At 72.9% G+C, this 23,839-nt stretch carries 12 protein-coding genes; 11 read left to right on the top strand and 1 reads right to left on the bottom strand.

Annotated elements, in window-relative coordinates; all coding sequences use genetic code 11:
• Nucleotides 1-19 precede the first annotated feature (19 nt).
• The 7 genes from ACH45E_RS35665 to ACH45E_RS35635 all read left to right on the top strand — a co-directional run bounded on the left by ACH45E_RS35665 (nucleotide 20) and on the right by ACH45E_RS35635 (nucleotide 8,102).
• Complete coding sequence (locus ACH45E_RS35665; protein WP_361456324.1) at nucleotides 20-550, top strand: flavin reductase family protein; 531 nt, start codon at nucleotides 20-22, stop codon at nucleotides 548-550.
• 49 nt (nucleotides 551-599) lie between these two features.
• The gene (locus tag ACH45E_RS35660) at nucleotides 600-1,862 is read left to right on the top strand and encodes an LLM class flavin-dependent oxidoreductase (RefSeq protein ID WP_361456321.1); all 1,263 of its coding nucleotides are present in this window, start codon (nucleotides 600-602) and stop codon (nucleotides 1,860-1,862) included.
• 1 nt (nucleotide 1,863) lies between these two features.
• Nucleotides 1,864-2,616 carry an alpha/beta fold hydrolase gene (locus ACH45E_RS35655; protein ID WP_361456318.1) on the top strand — a complete coding sequence of 251 codons (753 nt, stop codon included), beginning with the start codon at nucleotides 1,864-1,866 and terminating at the stop codon, nucleotides 2,614-2,616.
• 114 nt (nucleotides 2,617-2,730) lie between these two features.
• On the top strand, nucleotides 2,731-4,869 hold the full coding sequence (locus ACH45E_RS35650) for an MMPL family transporter (RefSeq protein ID WP_361456315.1): 2,139 nt from the start codon (nucleotides 2,731-2,733) through the stop codon (nucleotides 4,867-4,869).
• A 200-nt stretch (nucleotides 4,870-5,069) separates the two neighbouring features.
• Nucleotides 5,070-6,203: an NADH:flavin oxidoreductase gene (locus ACH45E_RS35645; RefSeq protein ID WP_361456313.1), complete on the top strand. Its 1,134-nt coding sequence runs from the start codon at nucleotides 5,070-5,072 to the stop codon at nucleotides 6,201-6,203.
• A 424-nt stretch (nucleotides 6,204-6,627) separates the two neighbouring features.
• Entirely contained in the window at nucleotides 6,628-7,893 is a 1,266-nt protein-coding gene (locus ACH45E_RS35640) for a cytochrome P450 (RefSeq protein ID WP_361456310.1), read from the top strand.
• An 11-nt stretch (nucleotides 7,894-7,904) separates the two neighbouring features.
• Entirely contained in the window at nucleotides 7,905-8,102 is a 198-nt protein-coding gene (locus ACH45E_RS35635) for a ferredoxin (RefSeq protein ID WP_361456307.1), read from the top strand.
• Nucleotides 8,103-8,263: 161 nt separating this feature from the next.
• On the opposite strand, the gene ACH45E_RS35630 is transcribed toward ACH45E_RS35635, so the two are convergent.
• A complete protein-coding gene (locus tag ACH45E_RS35630; RefSeq protein ID WP_361456304.1) occupies nucleotides 8,264-8,722 on the bottom strand; it encodes an SRPBCC family protein in 459 nt (152 codons plus the stop codon).
• Nucleotides 8,723-8,974: 252 nt separating this feature from the next.
• On the opposite strand from ACH45E_RS35630, the gene ACH45E_RS35625 reads away from it, so the two are divergent.
• The 4 genes from ACH45E_RS35625 (at nucleotide 8,975) to ACH45E_RS35610 (ending at nucleotide 23,807) form a co-directional block, all read left to right on the top strand.
• Entirely contained in the window at nucleotides 8,975-10,165 is a 1,191-nt protein-coding gene (locus ACH45E_RS35625; RefSeq protein WP_361456301.1) for a DUF993 family protein, read from the top strand.
• A 75-nt stretch (nucleotides 10,166-10,240) separates the two neighbouring features.
• The gene (locus ACH45E_RS35620; RefSeq protein WP_361456298.1) at nucleotides 10,241-11,659 is read left to right on the top strand and encodes an FAD-dependent monooxygenase; all 1,419 of its coding nucleotides are present in this window, start codon (nucleotides 10,241-10,243) and stop codon (nucleotides 11,657-11,659) included.
• Nucleotides 11,660-11,819: 160 nt separating this feature from the next.
• On the top strand, nucleotides 11,820-18,938 hold the full coding sequence (locus ACH45E_RS35615) for an SDR family NAD(P)-dependent oxidoreductase (RefSeq protein ID WP_361456295.1): 7,119 nt from the start codon (nucleotides 11,820-11,822) through the stop codon (nucleotides 18,936-18,938).
• Between the two features lie 3 nt (nucleotides 18,939-18,941).
• Nucleotides 18,942-23,807 (top strand): type I polyketide synthase, encoded by a 4,866-nt coding sequence (locus ACH45E_RS35610; RefSeq protein ID WP_361456292.1) that lies wholly within the window; start codon nucleotides 18,942-18,944, stop codon nucleotides 23,805-23,807.
• The last annotated feature ends 32 nt before the right edge of the window (nucleotides 23,808-23,839 follow it).

The raw sequence follows: 23,839 nt of genomic DNA, 5'->3' as shown, positions 1-23,839 counted from the left end.
AAGGAAGGACGTGGGCCACATGGCCACCTCAGCCAGCACCGCCACCCTCGAGTACCGCGTCGACTCCGACGCCTTCCGGCAGGTGCTCTCCCAGTACTGCAGTGGCGTCACCATCATCACCGGTCTCGCCGAGGAGAGCGGGCGGACCGTGCCGGCCGGATTGACCTGCCAGTCCTTCTTCTCGCTCTCCCTGGATCCTCCGCTGGTGGCCTTCTCGGTCGCCAGGACCTCCAGCACCTGGCCGCGGATCGAGCCCTCGGGCGCGTTCTGCGTCAACGTGCTCAGCGCCGCCCAGCAGACGCTGTGCCGGTCGTTCGCCGTGAGCGGGTCCGACAAGTTCGCCGGACAGGACTGGCTCCCGGCCCCGGCCACCGGATCGCCCGCACTGCCCGGCTCCCTGGCCTGGATCGACTGCGCCGTCGACACGGTGCACCCCGGCGGCGACCACTGGCTGGTCGTCGGCCGGGTCCTGCACCTGGAGGCGGCCGACCACGAGGCCGATCCCCTGCTGTTCTACCGCGCCGCCTTCCGCCGCCCCGCGGCGGCCTGACGCCCGCGGCACCACCCGACCCGCGCCCATCCCAAGGAGCAGACACACCATGCGATTCGGTCTCATCTACCACCACCAGCTTCCCCGCCCCTGGCAGCAGGACAGCGAGGAGAAGATGTTCAACGAGTCCCTGGAGCAGATCGAACTGGCCGACAAGCTCGGCCTGGACTACGCCTGGGCGACCGAGCACCACTTCCTGGAGGAGTACTCGCACTCCGGCGCCCCCGAGGTGTTCCTCGGCGCCGCCGCCGCCCGTACCCGCAACATCCGCCTCGCGCACGGCATCGTCCAGCTCCCCTCGGCCGTGAACCACCCCGTCCGCGTCGCCGAGCGCATCGCCACCCTCGACCTGATCTCCGGCGGCCGCGTGGAGTTCGGCTCCGGCGCCGGCAGCTCCCAGCTGGAGCTGGCCGCCTTCGGCGTGGACCGCGAGAGCAAGAAGGAGCAGTGGGCCGAGAACGTCAAGGTCATCACCCGGCTGCTGACCGAGGCGCCGTTCAGCGGCCACAAGGGCCGCTTCACCGACGTGCCGCCGCGCAACCTGCTGCCCAAGCCGAAGCAGACCCCGCACCCGCCGATGTGGCTGGCGTGCAGTGCCCGTACCACCATCGAGGACGCCGCCCGCAACGGCATGGGCGCGCTGTCCTTCTCCTTCGTCTCCCCCGAGGAGGCCAAGGACTGGGTGGACGCCTACTACGGCATCATCCAGTCCGACGAGTGCAAGCCGATCGGGTTCAACGTCAACCCCAACTTCTCCGTGGTGGTGCCCTTCATGTGCCACCAGGACGAGGAGGTGGCCCTGGACCGCGGCCTGGACGGCGCCCACTTCTTCAGCTACGCGCTGATGCACTACTACATCTCCGGCGACCACAAGCCGGGCGTCACCAGCGTGTGGGAGGAGTTCCAGAAGAACCGCGCGAACGTGGGCCTGGTCCGCGAGCCGGCCGCCCCGGCGGGCGACGGCGAGGAGCAGTCCGAGGACGTCAAGAAGATGCTGGAGCAGATCACCTCGCTGCGCCGGGGCATCGGCACGCCCGAGCAGATCACCGACATGGTCCGCCGCTACGAGGCGGCCGGCGTCGACCAGATCATTTTCTCCGTGCAGATCGGCAAGAACCAGCACGAGCACATCATGGAGTCGCTGGAGCTGTTCGCCCGCGAGGTGCTCCCTGAGTTCGCCCCGCACCGCGACACCGTGGACGAGGCCAAGCGCGACCGGCTGGAGCCCGCGATCCGGGCCGCCCTGTCCCGTGTCGAGAAGAGCACCTCGGACGTCAGCGACTACGTCATCGTTCCGGAGCTGAGGGCCTGACATGACGGCGGACACCACCGTGGAGACCGGCTCCTGGATCCGGCGCTTCCACCCCGGTCCCGAGGGCGCGCCCCGCCTGGTGTGCCTGCCCCACGCCGGCGGCTCGGCGTCGTACTTCTTCCCGGTGTCGCGGCAACTGGCCTCCGTGGCCGACGTCCTGGCGGTCCAGTACCCGGGCCGCCAGGACCGGCGGCACGAGCCGTGCATCGACAGCATCCCGGACCTGGCGGACGCGCTCGCCCGCGAGCTGCTCCCGTACGGCGACCGGCCGCTGACCCTGTTCGGCCACAGCATGGGCGCCAGCCTCGGCTTCGAGGTGGCGCTGCGGCTGGAGGCCGCCGGGGTGACGGTGCGTCACTTCTTCGCCTCCGGGCGGCGGGCCCCGTCCACCCCGCGCGACGAGCGGGTGCACCTGCGCGACGACGACGGTCTGATCGCCGACATCAAGCGGCTCAGCGGTACCGACGCACAGGTGCTCGGCGACGACGAGATCATGCGCATGATCCTCCCGGCGATCCGGGCCGACTACCGGGCCGCGGAGACCTACCGCTGGACGGCCGGCCCGCCGCTGGCGTGCCCGGTCACCGTCCTTACCGGGGACACCGACCCGCATGTCACCGACGAGGAGGCGCGGGCCTGGGCGCGGCACACCACCGGCACATTCGAACTGAAGGTCTACCCCGGTGGTCACTTCTACCTCAACTCGCAGGCGGGAGCCGTGATCGCGCTCATCGACAAGACGCTGAGGGGGTGAGGCGGGGTCCGGGACAGGGGTAGCGCCCGCGCGGCTAGGGGTTGTTGGCCCCATGGGAAAGGCTTGACTTTGTCTTTGTCTTCGCTTTTCCGAACGCGACCCTCAGGAGACCGGATGACCGACGGACAAAGGCGGCCCGCGATGGCGTTGTGCGGCAAACGGGCCAAGTGGCTGGTGCTGCTCGGCTGGCTCGTCGTGGCCGTCGCCCTCGGGCCGCTCGCCGGAAAGCTCGACGACGTCAAGGACGAGGGCAGCACGGCCGCCCTGCCCCGCAACGCCGAGTCGGTACAGGTCCTGCACGAGCTGGAGAAGTTCCGTACCGACCACGACGTGATCGCCGCGGTGACCGTGTACAGCCGCGCCGCCGGCATCACGGGCGCGGACCGGGCCAAGGCCGGCAAGGACCGGGCGGCCTTCCGCGAACACCTCGCCGAGGGCGAGAAGATGCCGGCCACCATGGCCTCGAAGGACGGCAAGGCCCTCATGGTCGTCGTCCCCATGAACCGGGTGGACGGCGCCGCCACGGCCGACGAGATCAAGGAGATGCGCGCCACCGCCCGGTCCGGCGCGCCCGCCGGGCTCGACGTGGAGATCGGCGGTCCGGCGGGCCAGCAGAGCGACTACGTCGGGGCCTTCGAGAACCTCGACGCCAACCTGATGGCCATCACCGGCACCGTCGTGATCGTCCTGCTGCTGCTCATCTACCGCAGTCCGTTCCTGTGGCTGTTCCCCATCGTGGCGGTCGGCTTCTCCCTGGTGGCGACCCAGGGCACCACCTACCTGCTGGCCAAACACGCCGACCTGCCCGTCGATCCGGGCAGCGCCAGCATCCTGATGGTCCTCGCGTTCGGCGTCGGCACCGACTACGCCCTCCTCCTGATCTCCCGCTACCGCGAGGAACTGCACCACCACGAGGACCGGCACGTCGCCATGGCCGAGGCCCTGCGCAAGGCCGGACCGGCCGTCTTCGCCTCCGGTGCCACCGTGGTGGCCGGACTGCTCTGCCTCGCCGTCGCCGACGTCAACTCCTCGCGCAGCCTGGGCCTGGTCGGCGCGGTCGGCGTCCTGTGGTCCTTCGTGGCGATGCTGACCGTGCTGCCCGCCCTGCTGGTGATCGCCGGCCGCTGGGTCTTCCTGCCGTTCCGGCCCAAGTACGGCACCCCGCCCCGCTCGCACCGCAGTGTCTGGGGCGGGATCGGCGCCGCCGTGGCCCGGCGCCCGCGTCCCGCGTGGGTGCTCTCCTTCGTGCTCATCGGCGCGGCGGCGGCCACCGTGCTCGGCGTGCACGTGGGCATCGGACAGGCCGAGGTCTTCCAGGACAAGCCGGAGTCCGTGGTGGCCCAGGAGAGGATCGCCCGGCACTACCCGGCGGGCGCCTCCGGACCGGCCGTCGTCGTGGCCCGGTCCGACCGTGCCGACGCCGTGGTCAAGGCGGCCCGTGGCACCGCCGGAGTGGCTTCCGTGCTCACCCCCGCCAAGTCCCCGGACGGCTCGCTCGTCTCGATCGAGGCCGTCCTGAAGGACGCCCCCGACAGCGACGCCGCCGCCAGGACCGTCGACGCGCTGCGGGACTCCGTGCACGCGGTGCCGGGTGCCCGGGCCGTGGTGGGCGGCGTCGCGGCCGAACGGTCCGACACCGAGCGGGCCGCCGACCGCGACCTGCGGAAGGTCATCCCGCTGGTGCTCGGCGTCATCCTGGTGGTCCTCGTCCTGCTGCTGGGCTCGCTCGTCGCCCCGCTGCTGCTCCTGCTGACCGTGGTGGTCTCCTACCTCGCCGCGCTCGGCGCGAGCAACCTCGTCTTCGAGCGGGTCCTCGGACACAGCGGCGTCGACTGGACCATCCCGCTGGTGGCCTTCGTGTTCCTGGCCGCCCTCGGCATCGACTACAACATCTTCCTGATGACCCGGGTCCGGGAGGAGGCGCGGCTGCACGGCCACGAACAGGGCGTGGTGCGCGCGCTGGCGGGCACCGGCGGGGTCATCTCCTCCGCGGGCGTCGTCCTCGCCGCCACCTTCGCGGTGTTCGCCGCGATGCCGGTGACCAACATGATCCAGATGGGCATCGTGGTCGCCCTCGGCATCCTGGTGGACACCTTCCTGGTCCGTACGGTGCTGGTGCCCGCGCTCGTCCTGGACGCGGGCCGCGCCACCTGGTGGCCCGGCCGGCTCTTCCGCGACCTGGGCCGCCGCTCCCGGTCGACGGCCGTCGCGGGCGGTTACCCGGCGGCCTCGCGGACCGACGCCCGGCTGTGACGGCGACGGGGCCGCCACGGGCCCCGGATGGCGCGTCCGCCCCTCTGGTTTAGGGGGGCGGACGCGGTGTTTAGGGGGTCGAACGCGTGGCTCGAGCGGCCCCCGCTTGGTTTCAATCGGTACGTGGCCGAATCGGTGCGGACCAGGACACCGACCCATTCCACGGCCGGCCGATCCCGATGAAGGGAATGTCCTCCATCATGTCCATCGCGTCCACCGAGCCCACCTCGACCCGCCCCGTCGAACCTCTGTTCACACCGGTCACGCTGGGCGGCGTACCGCTGCGGAACCGCTTCGTCATGGCCCCGATGACCCGCAACATGTCCCCGGGCGGTGTTCCCGGGCCCGAGGTCGCCACGTACTACGCGCGACGGGCGCAGCACGGCGTCGGCCTGATCGTCACCGAGGGCACCGTGGTCGACCACCCCGGCTCCACCTACAACCCCGCCGTGCCGCACTTCTACGGCGACGAGGCGCTGGCCGGCTGGTCCGAGGTGGTCCGCCAGGTCCACGCGGCCGAGGGCAAGATCTTCGCTCAGCTGTGGCACGTCGGCCTCGACCCGCTCGCCGGTGAGGCGCTCGGCCCCGGCACCAAGCTGGTCGGCCCTTCCGGGCTCGTCGCCCCCGGCCAGCAGGTCACCGAGCCGATGACGCAGGAACAGATCGACGCCGTGGTCGCGGCGTTCGCACAGGCCGCCGCCGACGCCGAGCGGCTCGGCTTCGACGGTGTCGAACTGCACGCCGGTCACGGCTACCTGATCGACCAGTTCTTCTGGGCGGGCACCAACCAGCGCACCGACGGATACGGCGGTGGCATCGCCGCCCGCACCCGGTTCGCCGTGGAGATCATCGACGCCGTACGTGCCCAGGTCAGCCCCGACTTTCCGGTGGTGCTGCGCTTCTCGCAGTGGAAGACCGCCGACTTCACCGCCCGGCTGGTGGAGAACCCGCAGGAGCTCGAGGAGTTCCTCACCCCGCTCGCGGAGACCGGCCTGACCGCCTTCCACTGCTCGACCCGGCGCTTCTGGATCCCCGAGTTCGAGGGTTCCGACCTGAACCTGGCGGGCTGGACCAAGAAGATCACCGGCAAGCCGGTCATCACCGTCGGCTCGGTCGGCCTCGACGGCGACTTCGTCACCATGTTCGCCGAGGGCACCGGCGCGGCCACCGACGGCATCGGCGGCGTCCTCGACCGGATCGGGCGCGAGGAGTTCGACCTCGTCGCGGTGGGCCGGGCACTGCTCGGCGACGCCGAGTGGGTCGCCAAGATCCGCGACGGCCGGCACGACGAACTGAACCCCTTCAGCCCGGCCGCGCTCGCCACCCTCGACTGACTTGCCCTCACCGGGCCGGTGCGGGCGGTAAGGCCCTGGAGCGCAGGGCGCGTGGCGGCGGCGCCGCGGGTGCCCGCGTGAGCGGCGGGCGAGGTGGCCCGCGGCACGTGGTGGCCGGGCGGCGGAGGTGTGGTCCGTACCCCCGGCCGCTCCGGCGCCGCCTCCTGCCGTCCGCCCGGCGGCAAGGCCGCGCCGGGTCGTGGGGGGCCGCCGGCCCAGCCCCCAGCGGGGCGGGCCTGGAGGGGCCGGCCGCCCGGACCGCGGCCTCTGAGCGCGCCACCGCCGTAGGGAACTCGGCGGCGGAACTCGCCACGCCATGCGGTCCGTCGCCCCGGCCGCCCGCACCATCCCGCACCACCCGTACGCGCCCCGGGCCCCCGGCGGGGCACCGTTTCCACTCCTGCTCGAGAGGACACCGAACGTCATGTCCGACGTCGCCCAGGCCGAGGCCAGTCAGTGCCCGGCCCACGCCACCCCTTCCGCCGGGGACGACAGCGCCGCGCTGCCCTTCCCGTTCATCCGCTCCTGCCCGCTCAGCACGCCCGACGAGTACGCCCGACTGCGCCCGGAGCACCCGGCGACCAAGGTCCGGCTGCGGCTGTCGGGCAAGGAGGCCTGGCTGCTGACCCGCTACGAGGACGTCAAGAAGGTCCTCGGTGACCCGGGGATGAGCTCCAACGCCAAGGCGCCCGGCTACCCGTTGCAGTTCGCGGTGCCCGAAGAGGTGCTCCAGTTCATCAAGTTCCCGTTCTCCGCGCTCGACGCGCCCGAGCACACCGTCCAGCGGCGCCTGGTCATCCCCGAGTTCACCGCCCGCCGCATCCAGTCCCTCAAGCCGCGCATCCAGCAGATCGTGGACGAGCGGATCGACGCGATGCTCGCCCAGGGCGGCACCGTCGACCTGGTCAAGGAGCTGGCCGCACCGGTGCCCTCACTGCTGTTCTGCGAGATGCTGGGCGCGGACCCGGAGGACATCGACTACTTCCGGCGCTACTCCGAGGTCACGATGAACCGGGACTCCACCCAGGAGGAGATCACGGTTCTCTACACCGAGATGGACCAGTTCCTCGGACGGCTGATCGAGAAGAAGGAGAAGGAGCCCGGGGACGACCTGCTCAGCCGGCTCGTCGTCAAGAACCGCGAGGAGTCCAACCTCGAGCTGGCCGACCTGGTGTCCATCGCGCGCCTGCTGGTCGTGGCCGGCTTCGACACCACCGCCAACATGATCGGCCTGGGCACGCTGGTCCTGATGCAGAACCCCGAGGTGGCCGGCGAACTGCGGGCCGACCCGTCGCTGACCCGCAAGGCCGTCGACGAACTGCTGCGCTACCTCTCCATCGCGGACTCCGCGACCGTGCGCGTGGCCACCGCCGACATCGAGGTCGGCGGCATCACCATCCGCGCCGGCGAGGGCGTCATCGCCAGCAACGGCGCGGCCAACTGGGACGAGACGGTGTTCGAGAACCCGGGCACCCTCGACATCCACCGCGACTCCAAGAACCACCTGGCCTTCAGCTACGGCGCCCACCAGTGCCTGGGCGCCAACCTCGCCCGGGTCCAGCTGGAGATCGTCTTCAGCACACTGCTGGCCCGGATCCCCACCCTGCGGCCGGCCGTGCCGGTCGAGGAGCTGTCGTTCATGCACGGCGGCCACATCTACGGTCTGCACGAGCTGCCCGTCACCTGGTGAGAGGGGTCGACATGCGCGTCTCCGTCGACCGCGGCCGGTGCGTGGGCTCCGGCTCCTGCGCGCTCGCGGTCCCCGAGGTCTTCGAACAGAGCACCAAGGACGGCCGGGTCGTGCTGGCCACCGACACCCCGTCCGCCGAGCTGCACGAGGCCACCGAAGAGGCGGCCGACTTCTGCCCGGTGTCCGCCATCACCGTCACCGCGCCCTGACCAGCGGGACATGACACACGCCGACGGCCCGCACCCCCCCGAGTGAGGGGGCGCGGGCCGTCGGCGTGCGCGGTGGCCGGGCCGTCCGTGGCCGGACATGACACCGGTCGCCCGCGGGGGACATCGGGCGACCGGAGATCAGGGGGTGCCGGGGCGGCGGGTCAGGCGGCCTCGACCACCTTGGCCAGGCGCTCCAGGCCCGCGACCAGGTTGGTGCTGAGGAACTTGCCGATCGCCTCGCCGACCTCGGCGCTCTGCGGGCCGTCGAGGATCGCCGAGTGGGTGATCGTCACACCGCCCTTGCCGTTGTCGACGGCACGCAGGCTGGTGCGCAGGAACGTCTCGTCCTTGACGCCGGACTCGGAGGTGGGCGCCATGCACTCCAGGGTGAAGCCCTCGTTCTCCACGACGTCGACGAGGGTGAACGGCACCGGCTGCGGGTGGTGGCCCTGCTCGGGGTCCTGCTCGATCACGCCCTTGACGCCGGAGACGACCGGCCCCTCGACGCGGATCGTGCTGACGTCGTTGTACCACTCGCGCCAGGACGGCAGGTCGATGTAACGGGCCCACACCGCCGCCGGAGTCGCCTTGGCCTCCACGCTGTGTTCAAACTTCCACATAGTTACCTTCCACGTCTGACGGCCAGTGAAAACGCGGCGAACCGCAAGCCGGCCGACCGCTATTCCATGAAGTCACAACCGCTCCCGCCGTATCCAGTGCTGCGCCCCCCTAAGCATCTCCGGCCGAGCCGCTCAGCAGGAAACTAGGGGGACATATCAGGGACTTAGGGGGTCGGCCGTCTGGAGCGGTTGAGACACGGCTGGATTTAATGAATCGCCAGTGGATTCCCGTGAGGTCTCGGAGCTGAAGCGATGATAAAACTGCCGGAGCCGGACGGTACGCTCACGTCGTACCAGCCGAACCCGTCCCCGCGTGAATTCACCGCGGTGGGCACACCGTTCCGCGAGCGGTCCATCCTTGCGACGGCACACGTCGTCGGCGACCCCCTGGCACCCAACGAGCCGTTCGGCCCGCCGGTCGGCCCGCCGCCCGAGCAGCGCCTGGACTGGGACGCCACCCTGGCCTTCCGCCGGCACCTGTGGTCGTACGGCTACACCGTGGCCGAGGCCCTCGACACCTCCCACCGCGGCATGGGCCTGGACTGGCCGGGCGCCGCGGAGTTGATCCGCCGCTCCGGCGCCGAGGCCCGCGCGGCCGGCGGCCGGCTGGCCGCGGCCATCACCACCGACCAGCTCGACCCGTTCGCCCAGCACTCCCTGAAGGACGTCGCCGCGGCCTTCGAGCAGCAGCTGGAGGTCGTGGAGGAGGCGGGCGCGCAGGCCATCATCATGTGCAGCCCGCAGCTGGCCGCCGTGGCGCAGGGCCCCGACGACTACGCCGAGGTGTACGGCAACCTGCTGCGGCAGGCCTCCAAGCCGGCGATCATCCACTGGATCCTGCCGGAGTGGATCCCGTTCCACGCCGGCTACTTCGGTCACCAGGACCTGGACGCCGCCTACGACGCGCTGATCGACCTGGTCAAGCAGCACCGGGACAAGGTCGACGGCGTCAAGCTCGCCCCCGTCACCGTGGAGCGCCAGATCGAGCTGCGCCGCCGCCTGCCGGAGGGCGTCCGCTTCTACACCAGTGACACCGACGCCTACCCCGAGCTGATCCTCGGCGACGAGCAGGGCTTCAGCGACGGGCTGTCCCCGGTGTTCGACCCCGTCGCACCGCTCGCCGCTCAGGCGCTGCGCGCCCTGGACGACGGCGACGCCGCCACCGCCCGCACCCTGCTCGACGAGACGCTCGTACTCAACCGGCACGTCTTCGTCGGCCCGCTGCGCAGCACCCTCTTCTTCAAGACGGGCCTGGTCTTCCTCGGCTGGCTGGCCGGCCACGCGAGCCACTTCCGGATGGTGTGGGGCGAGCAGTCGGCCCGCTCCGTGCCGCACCTGGCGACCGCCTACCGGCTCGCGGACTCCCTCGGCCTGTTCCCCGACCCCGCCCTGGCCGAGCGGCGCATGAAGACCTACCTCGCCACGTGCGGGATCGAGAACTGACAGCACAGCCACGACAGACACAGCCACGAACAGACAGCACCGAGGACCACTGGCAGTGCAGGAAGGAAGCGCGCAATGACCAGGGCAGTAGTGCTCGGTGGCGGAATGGCGGGGGTGCTCGCCGCGGTCGCGCTGAGCCGATACGCCGACGCCGTCACCATCATCGAGAGCGACCGTTACCCGGACACCCCGTCCCCCCGCCGCGGGCTGCCGCAGGGACATCACAACCACATGTTCATGCGCGGTGGCGTCGAGGCGCTGGAGTCCCTGCTGCCGGGTATCACCGAGGAGCTGCACGCGGCCGGCGCCAAGCGCCGCGCGCTGCCCTCCGGGAACCTGACCCGCTCCGGCGAGGGCTGGTTCCGCCGTCAGCCCAGCTCCGCGTACGTGGTGCTGTGCAGCCGCGACCTGACCGACCACGTGGTGCGCGGCCGGGCCCTCGCCGACGAGCGGATCACCGTGCTGCAGGGCACCCGGGTGACCGGTCTGACCGGCAGCGCCGAGCGGGTCAGCGGGGTGCGGATCCAGCCGGAGGGCGAGGGCGAGCGGATCCTCGACGCCGACCTCGTCGTCGACGCCACCGGCCGCCGTTCCAAGGCCCCCGACTGGCTCTCCGGCATCGGCGTGCCGGCGGTGTACGAGGAGGTCGTGGACGGCGGATTCGCCTACGCCAGCCGTGTGTTCGAGGCGCCGCCCGGACTGCGCGACGACTTCCCCGGCGTCCTCATCCAGGCCCAGGCCGGCACCGGCAAGCCGGGCCGTGGCGCCGCGCTGCTGCCCAACGAGGGCCGGCGCTGGATCGTCACCCTCTTCGGCACCCGGGGCGCCGTGCCGCCCACCGACGAGGAAGGCTTCGTGGAGTTCGCGCGCGGCACCCGGCACCCGGTCATCGCCGAGCTGATCGAAAAGGCCCGGCCGGTGTCCGAGATCCGTCCCTACCGGGGCATGGCCAACCGCCGCCGCTACTACGAGAAGCTGCCGGTCCCGGAGGGCTTCATCGCCACCGGCGACTCGCTGATGGCGCCCAACCCGAACTACGGCACCGGCATGTCCCAGGCCGCCCGCCAGGCCGTCGCCCTGCGTGAGACGCTGCGCCGCCACCGCGGCCTGCGCCCCGGCCTGTCCCGCAAGGCCCAGAAGGCCCTCGCCCGGATCGCCGTCGCGCCGTGGGTGGCCGCCACCACCCAGGACCACTTCTTCCCGGACGTGGAGTCCAACGCCAAGCGCCGCCCGAGCCCGTCCCAGCAGCGCGTGAACGAGCGCGTCACCAAGGTCGCGGCGGAGAACGGACGGGTGGCCGAGGCGGTGTTCAACGCCGCGGCGCTGTCCGGCTCACCCCTGGCCATATTCGCGCCCGCGAACCTGCTGGCCATTCTGCGCGGGCCGCGCCTGCCGCAATTGACCGCGGCTCAAGCCATAGCCCAGTTCCCCGAATTCGGCGACATCCTGGACGCACACGCCCAGGAAATCGATCACGTCGGTTCCGGAAACTGACCATTCCGTTTCCCGGGCGCCCGTTTCCGGGTGCCCGGGAATTTTATGGAAGTCCGGCCCCCATACGGTCGTAGGGGTGCCGCAGGCCACCTCTGGGGTTGGCCCCCGGAGGCCGTATGAGTAGCGTCGTGGCCGTCCGCTGCCACAACGGAACACAAGCATGCGACACGGAGTCGAGGGGGTGGCCCGGGTGGGCGCTGAGGAATTCTCTGGGGTGATTCCGTGGATCGTCTCGGGGAAGAGCGCGAACGCGCTGCGGGCACAGGCCGAGAAACTGCGTGAATACCTGACGGACCGGCCCGGGGAACGCCCGGCCGACATCGGACTGTCCCTGGCGACCACCCGCGCCCGGCTCGGGCACCGGGCGGTGGTACTCGGCACCGGCCGCGAGGGTCTGCTCGACTCCGTCGCCTCGTTCGCCGGCAGCGGCACCGGAGCCTCGGTGGTGACCGGCGTGGCGCCCGGCGGCGAACCGCGGACCGTCTTCGTCTTCCCAGGGCAGGGCTCGCAGTGGGACGGCATGGCCGTCGAACTGCTCGACCAGTCACCGGTGTTCGCCGCCCAGATGACCGCCTGCGCGCAGGCCCTGGCCGAGTTCGTCGACTGGGACCTCATCGGCGTCCTGCGCGGACAGCAGGGGCAGCCGAACCTGGAGCCGGTGGACGTCGTCCAGCCGGTGCTGTGGGCCGTGATGGTCTCCCTCGCCGCGCTGTGGCGGTCCTACGGCGTCGAGCCCGCCGCGGTCGTCGGCCACTCCCAGGGCGAGATCGCCGCCGCCACCGTCGCCGGAGCGCTCTCGCTTCAGGACGGCGCCCGCGTCGTCGCCCTGCGCAGCCAGGTCATCAAGCGGCGGCTGGCCGGCAAGGGCGGCATGATGTCCGTGCCGCTGGCCGCGGCCGAGATCTCCCCCCGCCTGGACCGCTGGGACGGCCGGCTGCAGCTGGCCGCCGTCAACGGCACCTCCACCGCCGTCGTCTGCGGCGAGACCGACGCCCTCGACGAGCTCTTCGCGACGCTGACCGAGGAGGGCGTCCGGGTCCGGCGGATCCCGGTGGACTACGCCTCCCACTCCCACTTCGTCGAGGAGATCGAGGACGAGCTCCTCCACATCCTGGCGCCCGTCGCCCCCCGCTCCACCCGGCTGCCGTTCTACTCCACGGTGACCGGCGGCATCCTGGACACCGCAGGACTGGACGCCACCTACTGGTACACCAACCTGCGCCAGACCGTCCGCTTCGACGAGGCCACGAACGCCCTGCTGCGGGACGGCTTCACCCTGTTCGTGGAGCCGACCGCCCACCACATCCTCAAGAACGGCGTGCAGGAGTCCGTCGACGCCGCGGAGAAGACCGCCGGCGTGGTCGGCTCGCTGCGCCGCAACGAGGGCGGCCTGGTCAGGTTCGCCACCTCCCTCGCCGAGGCCTGGGTGCGCGGCGCCCCGGTGGACTGGGCCGCCTTCTTCGACGGCACCGACGCCCGCACCACCGACCTGCCGAGCTACGCCTTCCAGCGCAAGCGCTACTGGCGCAAGGTGCCCACGGTCGGCGGCGGGGTGCCCGACCTCGGGCAGGTCGGCCTCGAACACCCGCTGCTGGCCGCCGCCGTGGAGACCGCCGAGTCCGGCGGCCACGTCTTCACCGGCCGGCTGTCGCTGAGCACCCACCCCTGGCTCGCCGACCACGAGGCACTCGGCACCGTCCTGCTCCCCGGCACCGCCTTCGTGGAACTCGCCATCCGGGCCGGCGACCAGGCCGGCTGCGGCACCCTGGACGAACTGACCCTGCACGCCCCGCTGGTGCTGCCCGAGCGCGGGGGAGTGGCCCTCCAGGTGCTGCTCGGCGCCCCCGACGACTCCGGCGCCCGCACCGTCGGCATCCACTCCCGCGCCGACGGCGACGACCAGCCCTGGATCCGGCACGCCTCCGGTGTGCTCACCCCGCAGACCTCCGACGCCGGCTTCGACCTCACCCAGTGGCCGCCCGCCGGCGCCGAGCCGATCGGCCTGGACGGCGCCTACGACCGCCTCTTCGGCCGCGGCTACGCCTACGGCCCCGTCTTCCAGGGGCTGACCGCCGCCTGGAAGCGCGGCGAGGAGCTGTTCGCCGAGGTGACCCTGCCCGAGCAGGCCCACGCCGACGCCCAGGCCTTCGGCCTGCACCCGGCGCTGCTGGACGCCTGCCTGCACGCCGAACTCGTGGGCGCCGAGGGCCAGGACGACGGAGAAACGGTCCTCCCCTTCGCCTGGACCGGAGTCAGGCTGCACGCCGTCGGCGCCACCGCGCTGCGCGTGCGCCTGGTCACCGACGCCCAGGGCAACACCCTGCTGGAGGCCACCGACAGCGGCGGCAGCCCGGTCGTCAGCGTCGAGTCCATCGTGGCCCGCGCCGTCTCCGCCGGCCAGCTCGAGGCCGCGGGCGGACGCCGTGAACTGCCCTACCGCCGCACCTGGACCGCCGTACCCGTGGACGGCGCCACCCCGGACGCCGGTCTCGTCCACGTCACCGCCCTGGACCAGCTCGACCCCGAGCAGCCCGTCCCGGCCACCGTGGTCGTCGAGTTCCCCGCACCCGACGCGGACGGCACCCTCGACGCCGTCCGGGACACCGCCCACCGCGCCCTGCACCTCGTCCAGACCTGGCTCGGCGACGACCGGTACGCCGACGCCCACCTGGCCGTCGTCACCCGCGGTGCCGTCGCCGCCCCCGGTGACACGGCACCCGACCTCACCCTGGCCCCCGCCTGGGGCCTGCTGCGGGCCGCACAGGCGGAGAACCCCGGCCTGATCACCCTGGCCGACCTGGACGACACCGACGCCTCCCGCAGCGCCCTGCCCGTCGCCCTGGCCACCGGCGAACCCGAACTCGCCCTGCGCGCCGGCATCCCGTACGCCCCCCGGCTCACCCGCACCCCCGACAACCCCACCCCCGCCGAGCCCACCCCGCTCGACCCCGAGGGCACCGTGCTGATCACCGGCGGCACCAGCGGCCTGGGCGCCCTCCTCGCCCGCCACCTGGTCGCCGAGCACGGCACCCGGCACCTGCTGCTCACCAGCCGACGGGGCGCCGACGCCCCGGGCGCCGCCGGACTGCGCGACGAACTCGCCGCCGCCGGCGCCACCGTCACCCTGGCCGCCTGCGACGTCGCCGACCGCGACGCGCTCGCCGCCCTGCTCGGCACGATCCCCGAAGCGCACCCCCTCACCGCCGTCATCCACGCGGCGGGCGTCCTCGACGACGGCACCGTGGCCGCCCTCACCCCCGAGCGCCTCGACACCGTCCTCGCTCCCAAGGCCGACGCCGCCTGGCACCTGCACGAACTCACCGCCGGACACGACCTGGCGCTGTTCGCGCTGTTCTCCTCCGCCGCCGGCACCCTCGGCGCCGCCGGACAGGGCAACTACGCCACCGCCAACGTCTTCCTCGACGCCCTCGCCGCCCACCGCCGCGCGGCCGGGCTGCCCGCCACCTCCATGGCCTGGGGGCTGTGGGCCGAGGCCACCGGCATGACCGGCGGCCTCGACGAGGCCGACACCGAACGCCTGCGCCGCCAGGGCTTCCCCGCCATGAGCACGGCCGAGGGCCTCGCCCTGTTCGACCAGGCGCTCGTCAGCGACGAGCCGCTCCTGCTGCTGCTCCATCTCGACCTGGCCGCCCTGCGCGCCCAGGCCGGCGCCGGCAGCCTGCACAGCATCCTCAGCGAGCTGGTCCGGGTCCCCGTCCGCAAGACGGCACGGTCCGGCGGCGCGGACGGCACCTCGCTGGCCGACCGGCTGGCCCGGCTGCCCGAGCAGGAACGCGACACGCTCCTGCTCGACCTCGTCCGCTCCCACGTCGCCGACGTCCTCGGCCACGACTCCGCCGACGCCGTCGAACCCGACCGCGCCTTCAAGGAACTCGGCTTCGACTCGCTGACCGCCGTCGAACTGCGCAACCGGCTCAGCGCCACCACCGGCCTGCGCCTGCCCGCCACCCTGGTCTTCGACCACCCCAACTCCCGCGCCGCGGCCCAGCACCTCAAGGAGACCGCGCTCGGCGCCTCCGCGACCGGCGCCCCCGCACCCGCCGCCACCACGGCCGCCACCGACGAGCCGATCGCCGTCGTCGCCATGTCCTGCCGCTACCCCGGCGGCGTCCAGACCCCCGAGGACCTGTGGCGGCTGGTCGCCGAGGGCACCGAGACCATCTCCGAGTTCCCCACCGACCGGGGCTGGGACATCGACGGCGTCTACCACCCCGAGCCGGGCACCCCCGGCCGCACCTACACCCGATCCGGCGGTTTCCTGTACGACGCCGCCGAGTTCGACGCCGAGTTCTTCGGCATCTCCCCGAACGAAGCGCTCGGCATGGACCCGCAGCAGCGGCTCCTGCTGGAGACCTCCTGGGAGATCTTCGAACGCGCCGGCATCGACCCCGCCACCCTCCGGGGCAGCCGCACCGGCGTGTTCACCGGCGCGATGTACCACGACTACGCCAACTCCCGCGCCACCGGCTCCATCAACTCCGGCCGCCTCTCCTACACGTACGGCCTCGAAGGCCCCGCCGTCACCGTGGACACCGCCTGCTCGTCCTCCCTGGTCGCGCTGCACCTGGCGATCCAGGCGCTGCGCTCGGGCGAGTGCACCCTCGCCCTGGCCGGCGGCGTCACCGTGATGGCCACCACCGAGGTCCTCGTCGAGTTCGGCCTCCAGCAGGGCCTGTCCCCCGACGGCCGCTGCCGGTCCTTCGCCGAGGGCGCCGACGGCACCGGCTTCTCCGAGGGCGTCGGTCTGCTGCTCGTCGAGCGGCTCTCCGACGCCCGCGCCCAGGGCCATCCCGTGCTCGCGGTCGTCCGCGGCTCCGCCGTCAACCAGGACGGCGCCAGCAACGGCATCTCCGCCCCCAACGGCCCCGCCCAGCAGCGCGTCATCCGCCAGGCCCTCGCCAACGCGGGGCTCCGGGCCGCCGACATCGACGTGGTCGAGGCCCACGGCACCGGCACCACCCTCGGCGACCCGATCGAGGCCCAGGCCCTGCTCGCCACCTACGGCCAGGACCGCCCCGAGGACCGGCCGGTCTGGCTGGGCTCCATCAAGTCCAACATCGGCCACACCCAGGCCGCCGCGGGCGTCGCCGGCCTGATCAAGGTCATCGAGGCCATCCGGCACGGCGTCCTGCCCAAGACGCTGCACGCCGACACGCCCTCCACCAAGGTGGACTGGACGGAGGGCAACCTGCGTCTGCTGACCGAGTCCCGCGACTGGCCGCAGACCGACGAGCTCCGCCGCGCCGCCGTCTCCTCCTTCGGCATCAGCGGCACCAACGCCCACGTCATCGTCGAGCAGGCCGCCGAGCAGACGGCCCCCGAGCCGACGGCCCCCGAGCCGTCCGGCGACACCGGCGCGGACGACACCGGTGTGCTGCCCTGGCTGCTGTCCGGCCGCACCCCGCAGGCCCTGCGCGCCCAGGCGGCCAAGCTCGCCGCCTGGCTCGGCACCCACCCGGACGCCGACGCGCCCGACATCGCCCAGGTCCTCGCCGTCGAACGCACCGCCTTCGACCACCGCGCGGCGGTACTCGCCGAGGACCGCGAACAGGCCCTGCGCGCCCTCACCGCCCTGGCCGACGGCGACCTCCCCGCCACGGCCGTGCGCGACCGGGCCCGCGCCTCCGGCCGCAAGCTCGCCTTCCTGTTCACGGGGCAGGGGGCGCAGCGGATCGGCATGGGCCGGGAGCTGTACGACGCCTTCCCGGTGTTCGCGGAGGCCTTCGACGCGGTGCTCGCGGAGATCGAGCTGCCGTTGCGGGAGGTGGTCTGGGGTGAGGACGCGGACCGGCTCAATCGCACCGAGTTCACTCAGCCCGCGCTGTTCGCGGTTGAGGTGGCGCTGTTCCGGCTGGTGGAGTCGTGGGGTGTCAGGCCGGACTATCTGGCCGGTCACTCGATCGGTGAGTTCGCCGCCGCGCATGTCTCGGGTGTGCTGTCGCTGGCGGATGCGGCGAAGCTGGTGGTCGCGCGCGGCCGTCTGATGCAGGCGCTGCCCGAGGGCGGTGCGATGGTCGCCGTGCAGGCCACGGAGGACGAGGTGCGTCCTCTCCTGGCGGACGGTGTCGGCATCGCGGCGGTCAACGGGCCTACGGCGGTGGTGGTTTCGGGCGTGGAGGCCGAAGCCCTGCGGATCAAGGCGCACTTCGAGGCCGAGGGCCGCAAGACGACCCGTCTGAAGGTCTCGCACGCGTTCCACTCCCCGCTGATGGAGCCGATGCTCGACGACTTCCGCGCGGTGGCACAGGAGTTGACGTACGGCGAGCCGACCATTCCGATCGTCTCCACCGTCACCGGCCTCCCCATCGGCGCCGAGGAGATCGGCACCCCCGAGTACTGGGTCCGGCACGTCGGTGCCACCGTCCGTTATGCCGAGGCGGTGGCCCAGCTCGAGGCGCGGCAGGTCGGGACCTTCCTGGAGATCGGCCCGGACGCGGCGCTGACCGCGACCGGCCCCGAGTGCCTGAGCGGCGGGGACGAGGCCGACGCCGTGTTCGTGGCCGCGCTGCGCCGGGGCCGCGAGGAGCGCCGGGAGCTGGCGGCGGCCGTCGCGCTGGCCCACTGCCGGGGCGCCGCCGTGAACTGGAAGGCGTACTTCGCAGGGCTCCCGGCCCGCCGGATCGACCTGCCCACGTACGCGTTCCAGCGCCGCTCCTACTGGCTCGCCGAGACCGGCGGGGACGGCGTCGTCGTCATCGGCGGCGACACCGGCGCACCCGAGCAGGAGGACGCCGACACCGGGCGCTGGCAGGAGATCCTCGCCCTGCCCGACGGCGAACGGGAGCGGGCCGTCCTGACCCTGGTGCGCGGCCAGGTCGCCGCGGTGCTCGGCCATGAGTCGGCCGACGCGGTCGAGGCCGACCGGGCCTTCACCGAACTCGGCTTCGACTCGGTGGCGGCCGGCGAACTTCGCAAACGGCTCACCCGCGTCACCGGACACGGGCTGCCGGCCACCCTCGCCTTCGACCACCCCAACTCCCAGGCGGTGGCGGCCCTGCTGCTGGAGGCGGACGCGACGGCCGAGGCCGGACCGGCCCACTCGCTCCTCACCGAACTCGACCGTGTCGAAGCGGTCCTGTCGGCCGCTCCCGAGCTCAACGGCGACACCGCCCGGGTCACCACCCGGATCGAGGCCCTGCTGCGTGCCTGGCGCGACGCCCGTGGGAGGGCGGCCGACGAGCAGCCGGACGACGACTTCACCACGGCCAGCGACGACGAGCTCTTCCAGGCACTGGACAACCTCGAGATTGGTTCATGAGCGATGGGGACTGACGACAAACTTCGTGAATACCTCAGGCGCGCCACGGCCGATCTCCAGCAGACCAAGCGGCGGCTGCGCGAGGCCGAGGCCAAGGATCACGAGCCGATCGCCATCGTGGCCATGAGCTGCCGGTACCCGGGCGACGTCAGCTCGCCCGAGGAACTGTGGGAGCTCGTCGACTCCGGCCGGGACGCCATCTCGTACTTCCCGGACAACCGCGGCTGGGACACCGAGGCGCTCTACGACCCCACGCCCGCCACCCCCGGCAAGACCTACAGCCGTGAGGGCGGGTTCCTGCACGACGCCGGGTACTTCGACGCCGACTTCTTCAAGATGAGCCCGAAGGAGGCCAAGGAGACCGACCCCCAGCAGCGGCTGCTGCTGGAGACGGCCTGGGAGGCCCTGGAGCGGGCGGGTATCGACCCGGTCACCCTCAAGGAGACCAAGACCGGCGTCTTCGTCGGCGTCGTCTACCACGACTACCTCGTCGGCGGCGGCACCGGCAGCCTGGCCAGCGTCGCCTCCGGTCGCATCGCGTACACCCTCGGCCTGGAGGGTCCGGCCGTCACCGTCGACACCGCCTGCTCCTCCTCCCTGGTCTCGCTGCACCTGGCGGTGCAGGCGCTGCGTGCCGGCGATTGCACCCTCGCCTTCGCGGGCGGTGCCACCGTCATGGCCCACCCGCACTCCTTCGTCGGCTTCAGCCAGGACCGCGGTCTGTCCCCCGACGGCCGCTGCAAGTCCTTCGCCGCCGCCGCGGACGGCACCGGCTGGGGCGAGGGCGTGGGCATGCTGCTCGTCGAGCGGCTCTCCGACGCCCGCGCCCAGGGCCACCCCGTGCTCGCGGTCGTCCGCGGCTCCGCCGTCAACCAGGACGGCGCGAGCAACGGCATCTCCGCGCCCAACGGCCCGTCCCAGCGCCGTGTCATCCAACAGGCTCTTGCCTCCGCCCAGTTGACCGCGGCCGACGTGGACGCGGTCGAGGCGCACGGCACGGGCACAGTGCTCGGCGACCCGATCGAGGCGCAGGCCCTGCTCGCCACGTACGGGCAGGGACGACCGGAGGACCAGCCCCTGTGGCTGGGCTCCCTGAAGTCGAACATCGGGCACGCGCAGGCCGCGGCCGGCGTCGGCGGCATCATCAAGGTCGTCGAGGCACTGCGCCACGGCGTGCTGCCCCGGACGCTGCACGTGGACGAGCCCAGCTCCAAGATCGACTGGTCCGAGGGCGCGGTACGGCTGCTGACCGAGGCCCGGGAGTGGCCCGCCACTCCGGGCCGCCCGCGCCGGGCCGGTGTCTCCTCCTTCGGCTTCAGCGGCACCAACGGCCACGTCATCATCGAGGAGGCGCCGACCGCCGAGGAGCCGGAAGAAGCCCAGGCCGAGCCGGTCACCGGGGCCGCCGAGGTCGTCCCCGTCCTCCTCTCCGGCAAGGGCGCGGACGCCCTGCGCGACCAGGCGCGCCGCCTGCTCGCCCGCGCCGAGGCCGACGACCGGCCCTCCCTGCTCGACCTCGGCCGCTCCCTGGCCACGGCCCGCACGGCCCTGCCGGACCGGGCCGCCGTCATCGCCGCCGACCGCACCGAACTGCTCCGCAGGCTCACCGCCCTGGCCGAGGGCCGCCCCTCACCCGGCGTCGTCCAGAGCGGGGCCGCACGCTCCGACGGCCTGACGGCGTTCCTGTTCACGGGGCAGGGGGCGCAGCGGGTCGGCATGGGGCGGGAGTTGTACGAGGCTTTCCCGGTGTTCGCGGAGGCTTTCGACGCCGTGCTGGCGGAGGTCGAGCTGCCGTTGCGGGAGGTCGTCTGGGGTGAGGACGCGGACCGGCTCAATCGCACCGAGTTCACTCAGCCCGCGCTGTTTGCCGTTGAGGTGGCGCTGTTCCGGCTGGTGGAGTCGTGGGGTGTCAGGCCGGACTATCTGGCCGGTCATTCGATCGGTGAGTTCGCCGCCGCGCATGTCTCTGGGGTGCTGTCGCTGGCGGATGCGGCGAAGCTGGTGGTCGCGCGTGGCCGTCTGATGCAGGCGCTGCCCGAGGGCGGTGCGATGGTCGCCGTCCAGGCCACCGAGGACGAGGTACGTCCTCTCCTGGCCGACGGTGTCGGCATCGCGGCGGTCAACGGGCCCACTGCGGTGGTGGTTTCGGGTGTCGAGGCGGAAGCCCTGCGGATCAAGGCGCACTTCGAGGCGGAAGGTCGTAAGACGACCCGTCTGAAGGTCTCCCACGCGTTCCACTCCCCGCTGATGGAGCCGATGCTGGCCGAGTTCCGCGCGGTGGCAGGGGAGTTGGAGTACGGCACCCCGTCGATCCCGATCGTCTCCACCCTCACCGGCGAGTCCGCGACCGCGGCCGAGCTGGCCGACCCCGAGTACTGGGTCCGCCACGTCCGCGAGGCCGTCCGCTTCGCCGACGCCGTAAGGGTGTTGGCGGACAAGGGCGTCACCACGTACCTCGAACTCGGCCCCGACGCGGTCCTGTCGGCCACCGGGCCCGCCTGCGTGGCGGCGGGGGAGCCGGACGACGTCGCCTTCGTGCCGCTGCTGCGCCGCGACCGGGACGAGGAGACCGAGCTGGTCACCGGTGTCGCGCTGGCCCACTGCCGGGGCGTCCGCGTCGACTGGCGGGCCTTCTTCGCCGGACGCGGAGCCGGGCTGGTCGACCTGCCGACGTACGCCTTCCAGCGCCGCTGGTTCTGGCGCGACCCGGAGACGGCCGCCACCGCCGCCACGCCGGTGACCGCCGACGCCGTGGACTCGGCCGTCTGGCAGGCGCTCGAAGGGGCGGACGCCGACACGCTGGCCGACCGGATCGGCGTCTCCGCCCCGGTGCTGGGCGAGGTGCTGCCCGCGCTGAACCAGTGGCGGCGCCGGCAGCGCGACGAGGCCCGCACCGACGGCTGGTGCTACCGCGTCGACTGGCAGCCCGTGGACCTCCCGGCCCCCGAGCGGACCACACCGGACGGGACCTGGCTGCTCGCCGTGCCCGAGGGACGTACCGACGACCCGCGGGTGCGCGCGGTCACCGAGGGGCTCGCCGCACAGGGCGTGTGGACGGTACGGCTGGAGGTCGGCGACGAGAGCCGCGAGGAGCTCGCCGGACAGCTGCGTGCCTACACCAACCTGGCCGGCACGCTTTCCCTGCTCGCCCTCGACGACCGCCCCCACCCGCGCCATGGCTCGCTGTCGCGCGGCACCGCCGCCACCGTCACCCTGGTGCAGGCACTGGAGGACGCCTCCCTCGGCGCCCCGCTGTGGTGCGTCACCGCCCAGGCGGTGGCCGCCGGACCCGACCAGGGCACCGCCGACCCGGCCCAGGCGGCCGTGTGGGGCCTGGGCTCCTCCCTCGCACTCGACCTGCCCGAGCGCTGGGGTGGCCTGGTCGACCTGCCGGGCACCGTCGACGAGGACACCGTGCGCCGGCTGTGCGAGGTGCTGGCCGGCCCCGGCGACGAGGACCAGCTCGCCCTGCGCGGCGACCGGGTGCTCGGCCGCCGCATGGTCCGCACCCCGCTCGCCGAGCGTCCCGCCACCCGCGACTGGACACCGCGCGGTACGACCCTGATCACCGGCGGCACCGGCGGTCTCGGCGCCCACGTGGCCCGGCTGCTCGCCGACCGGGGCGCCGAACACCTGCTGCTGACCAGCCGGCGCGGAGCGGACGCCGACGGCGTCATGGACCTGATCGACGAACTGGCCGCGCGCGGCACCCGGACCACCGTCGCGGCCTGCGACGTCGGCGACCGCGAGGCGGTGCGCCGCCTGCTCGACTCCATCCCCGAGGACCGGCCGCTGACCGCGGTCGTGCACGCGGCCGGCGTCATGCAGCGCATCGCCCCGCTGTCCGAGCTGACCCTGGAGGAGTTCGCCGCCGTCGCCGATGCCAAGGCGGGCGGCGCCCGGCACCTCGACGAACTGCTCGGCGACCGCCCGCTGGACGCCTTCGTGCTGTTCTCCTCCGGATCGGCGGTCTGGGGCAGCACCGGCCAGGCCGCCTACGGCAGCGCCAACGCCTGCCTCGACGCACTCGCCCGCGCCCGTCGCGCCCGTGGCCGCACCGCGACCTCCGTCGCCTGGGGCTCCTGGGACGGCGGCATGGTCGACGCCGAACTCGGCGCCGCCCTCGGCCGGATCGGCACGCCGCCGATGGACCCCGCGCTCGCCACCGCGGCCCTCGGCCGCATCCTCGACCGCGACCTGACCCACCTGGTGGTCGCCGACATCGACTGGCGGCGCTTCGCCCCCGTCTACACCATGGCCCGCCCCCGCCCGCTGATCGACGCCGTGCCCGAGACCCGGGCCGCCCTCGACAGCGGCACGGCGGAACCGGGCGGTGCGGGCCAGGAGGGGCAGAACCTCGCCGCGCGGCTGAAGGAGCTCTCCCAGGCCCAGCAGGGCCGGGCTGTCCTCGACATCGTCCGCGGTCACGTGGCCGCGCTGCTCGGCTACGACGACCCGTCGACCCTGGACCCGGCACGTCCCTTCACCGACCTCGGCTTCGACTCGGTGGCCGCGACCGACCTCAAGCAGGCGCTGACCGCTGCCACCGGCCTGCAGCTGTCGGCCACGCTCGTCTTCGACCACGCCACCCCGGCCGCGCTCGCCGCCCACCTGCGCGACGAGCTGTGCCCGGAGCCGGACGGCGGCGGGGTCATGGCCGTTTTGGCCGAACTCGACCGGCTGGAGGAGACCCTGGCGGCCCTGCCGCCCGAGGACGTCGAACGGCACCGCATCCCCGGCCGGCTCCAGACGCTCACCTCCCGGCTGACCGGCACCGGCGGCGGGCCGTCGCCGGACGAGCAGCTCGCCGACGACGCGAGCGTCGACGACGTCCTCTCCTTCATCGACAAGGAGCTCGGCCTTGCCTGAGCACCCCGGCACCGGCCGAACACGATGACCCG

Origin of the sequence: Streptomyces sp. NPDC020299 (assembly GCF_044387825.1) — a bacterium.
GTDB lineage: Bacteria > Actinomycetota > Actinomycetes > Streptomycetales > Streptomycetaceae > Streptomyces.
This window is presented reverse-complemented; position numbering and strand designations above follow the sequence as displayed.

Excerpts from the sequence above, each read along its gene's own strand:
- ACH45E_RS35665 (WP_361456324.1), top strand. The coding sequence starts at position 20 with ATGGCCACCTCAGCCAGCACCGCCACCCTCGAGTACCGCGTCGACTCC.
- ACH45E_RS35660 (WP_361456321.1), top strand. The coding sequence starts at position 600 with ATGCGATTCGGTCTCATCTACCACCACCAGCTTCCCCGCCCCTGGCAG.
- ACH45E_RS35655 (WP_361456318.1), top strand. The coding sequence starts at position 1,864 with ATGACGGCGGACACCACCGTGGAGACCGGCTCCTGGATCCGGCGCTTC.
- ACH45E_RS35650 (WP_361456315.1), top strand. The coding sequence starts at position 2,731 with ATGACCGACGGACAAAGGCGGCCCGCGATGGCGTTGTGCGGCAAACGG.
- ACH45E_RS35645 (WP_361456313.1), top strand. The coding sequence starts at position 5,070 with ATGTCCATCGCGTCCACCGAGCCCACCTCGACCCGCCCCGTCGAACCT.
- ACH45E_RS35640 (WP_361456310.1), top strand. The coding sequence starts at position 6,628 with ATGTCCGACGTCGCCCAGGCCGAGGCCAGTCAGTGCCCGGCCCACGCC.
- ACH45E_RS35635 (WP_361456307.1), top strand. The coding sequence starts at position 7,905 with ATGCGCGTCTCCGTCGACCGCGGCCGGTGCGTGGGCTCCGGCTCCTGC.
- ACH45E_RS35630 (WP_361456304.1), bottom strand. The coding sequence starts at position 8,722 with ATGTGGAAGTTTGAACACAGCGTGGAGGCCAAGGCGACTCCGGCGGCG.
- ACH45E_RS35625 (WP_361456301.1), top strand. The coding sequence starts at position 8,975 with ATGATAAAACTGCCGGAGCCGGACGGTACGCTCACGTCGTACCAGCCG.
- ACH45E_RS35620 (WP_361456298.1), top strand. The coding sequence starts at position 10,241 with ATGACCAGGGCAGTAGTGCTCGGTGGCGGAATGGCGGGGGTGCTCGCC.
- ACH45E_RS35615 (WP_361456295.1), top strand. The coding sequence starts at position 11,820 with ATGCGACACGGAGTCGAGGGGGTGGCCCGGGTGGGCGCTGAGGAATTC.
- ACH45E_RS35610 (WP_361456292.1), top strand. The coding sequence starts at position 18,942 with ATGGGGACTGACGACAAACTTCGTGAATACCTCAGGCGCGCCACGGCC.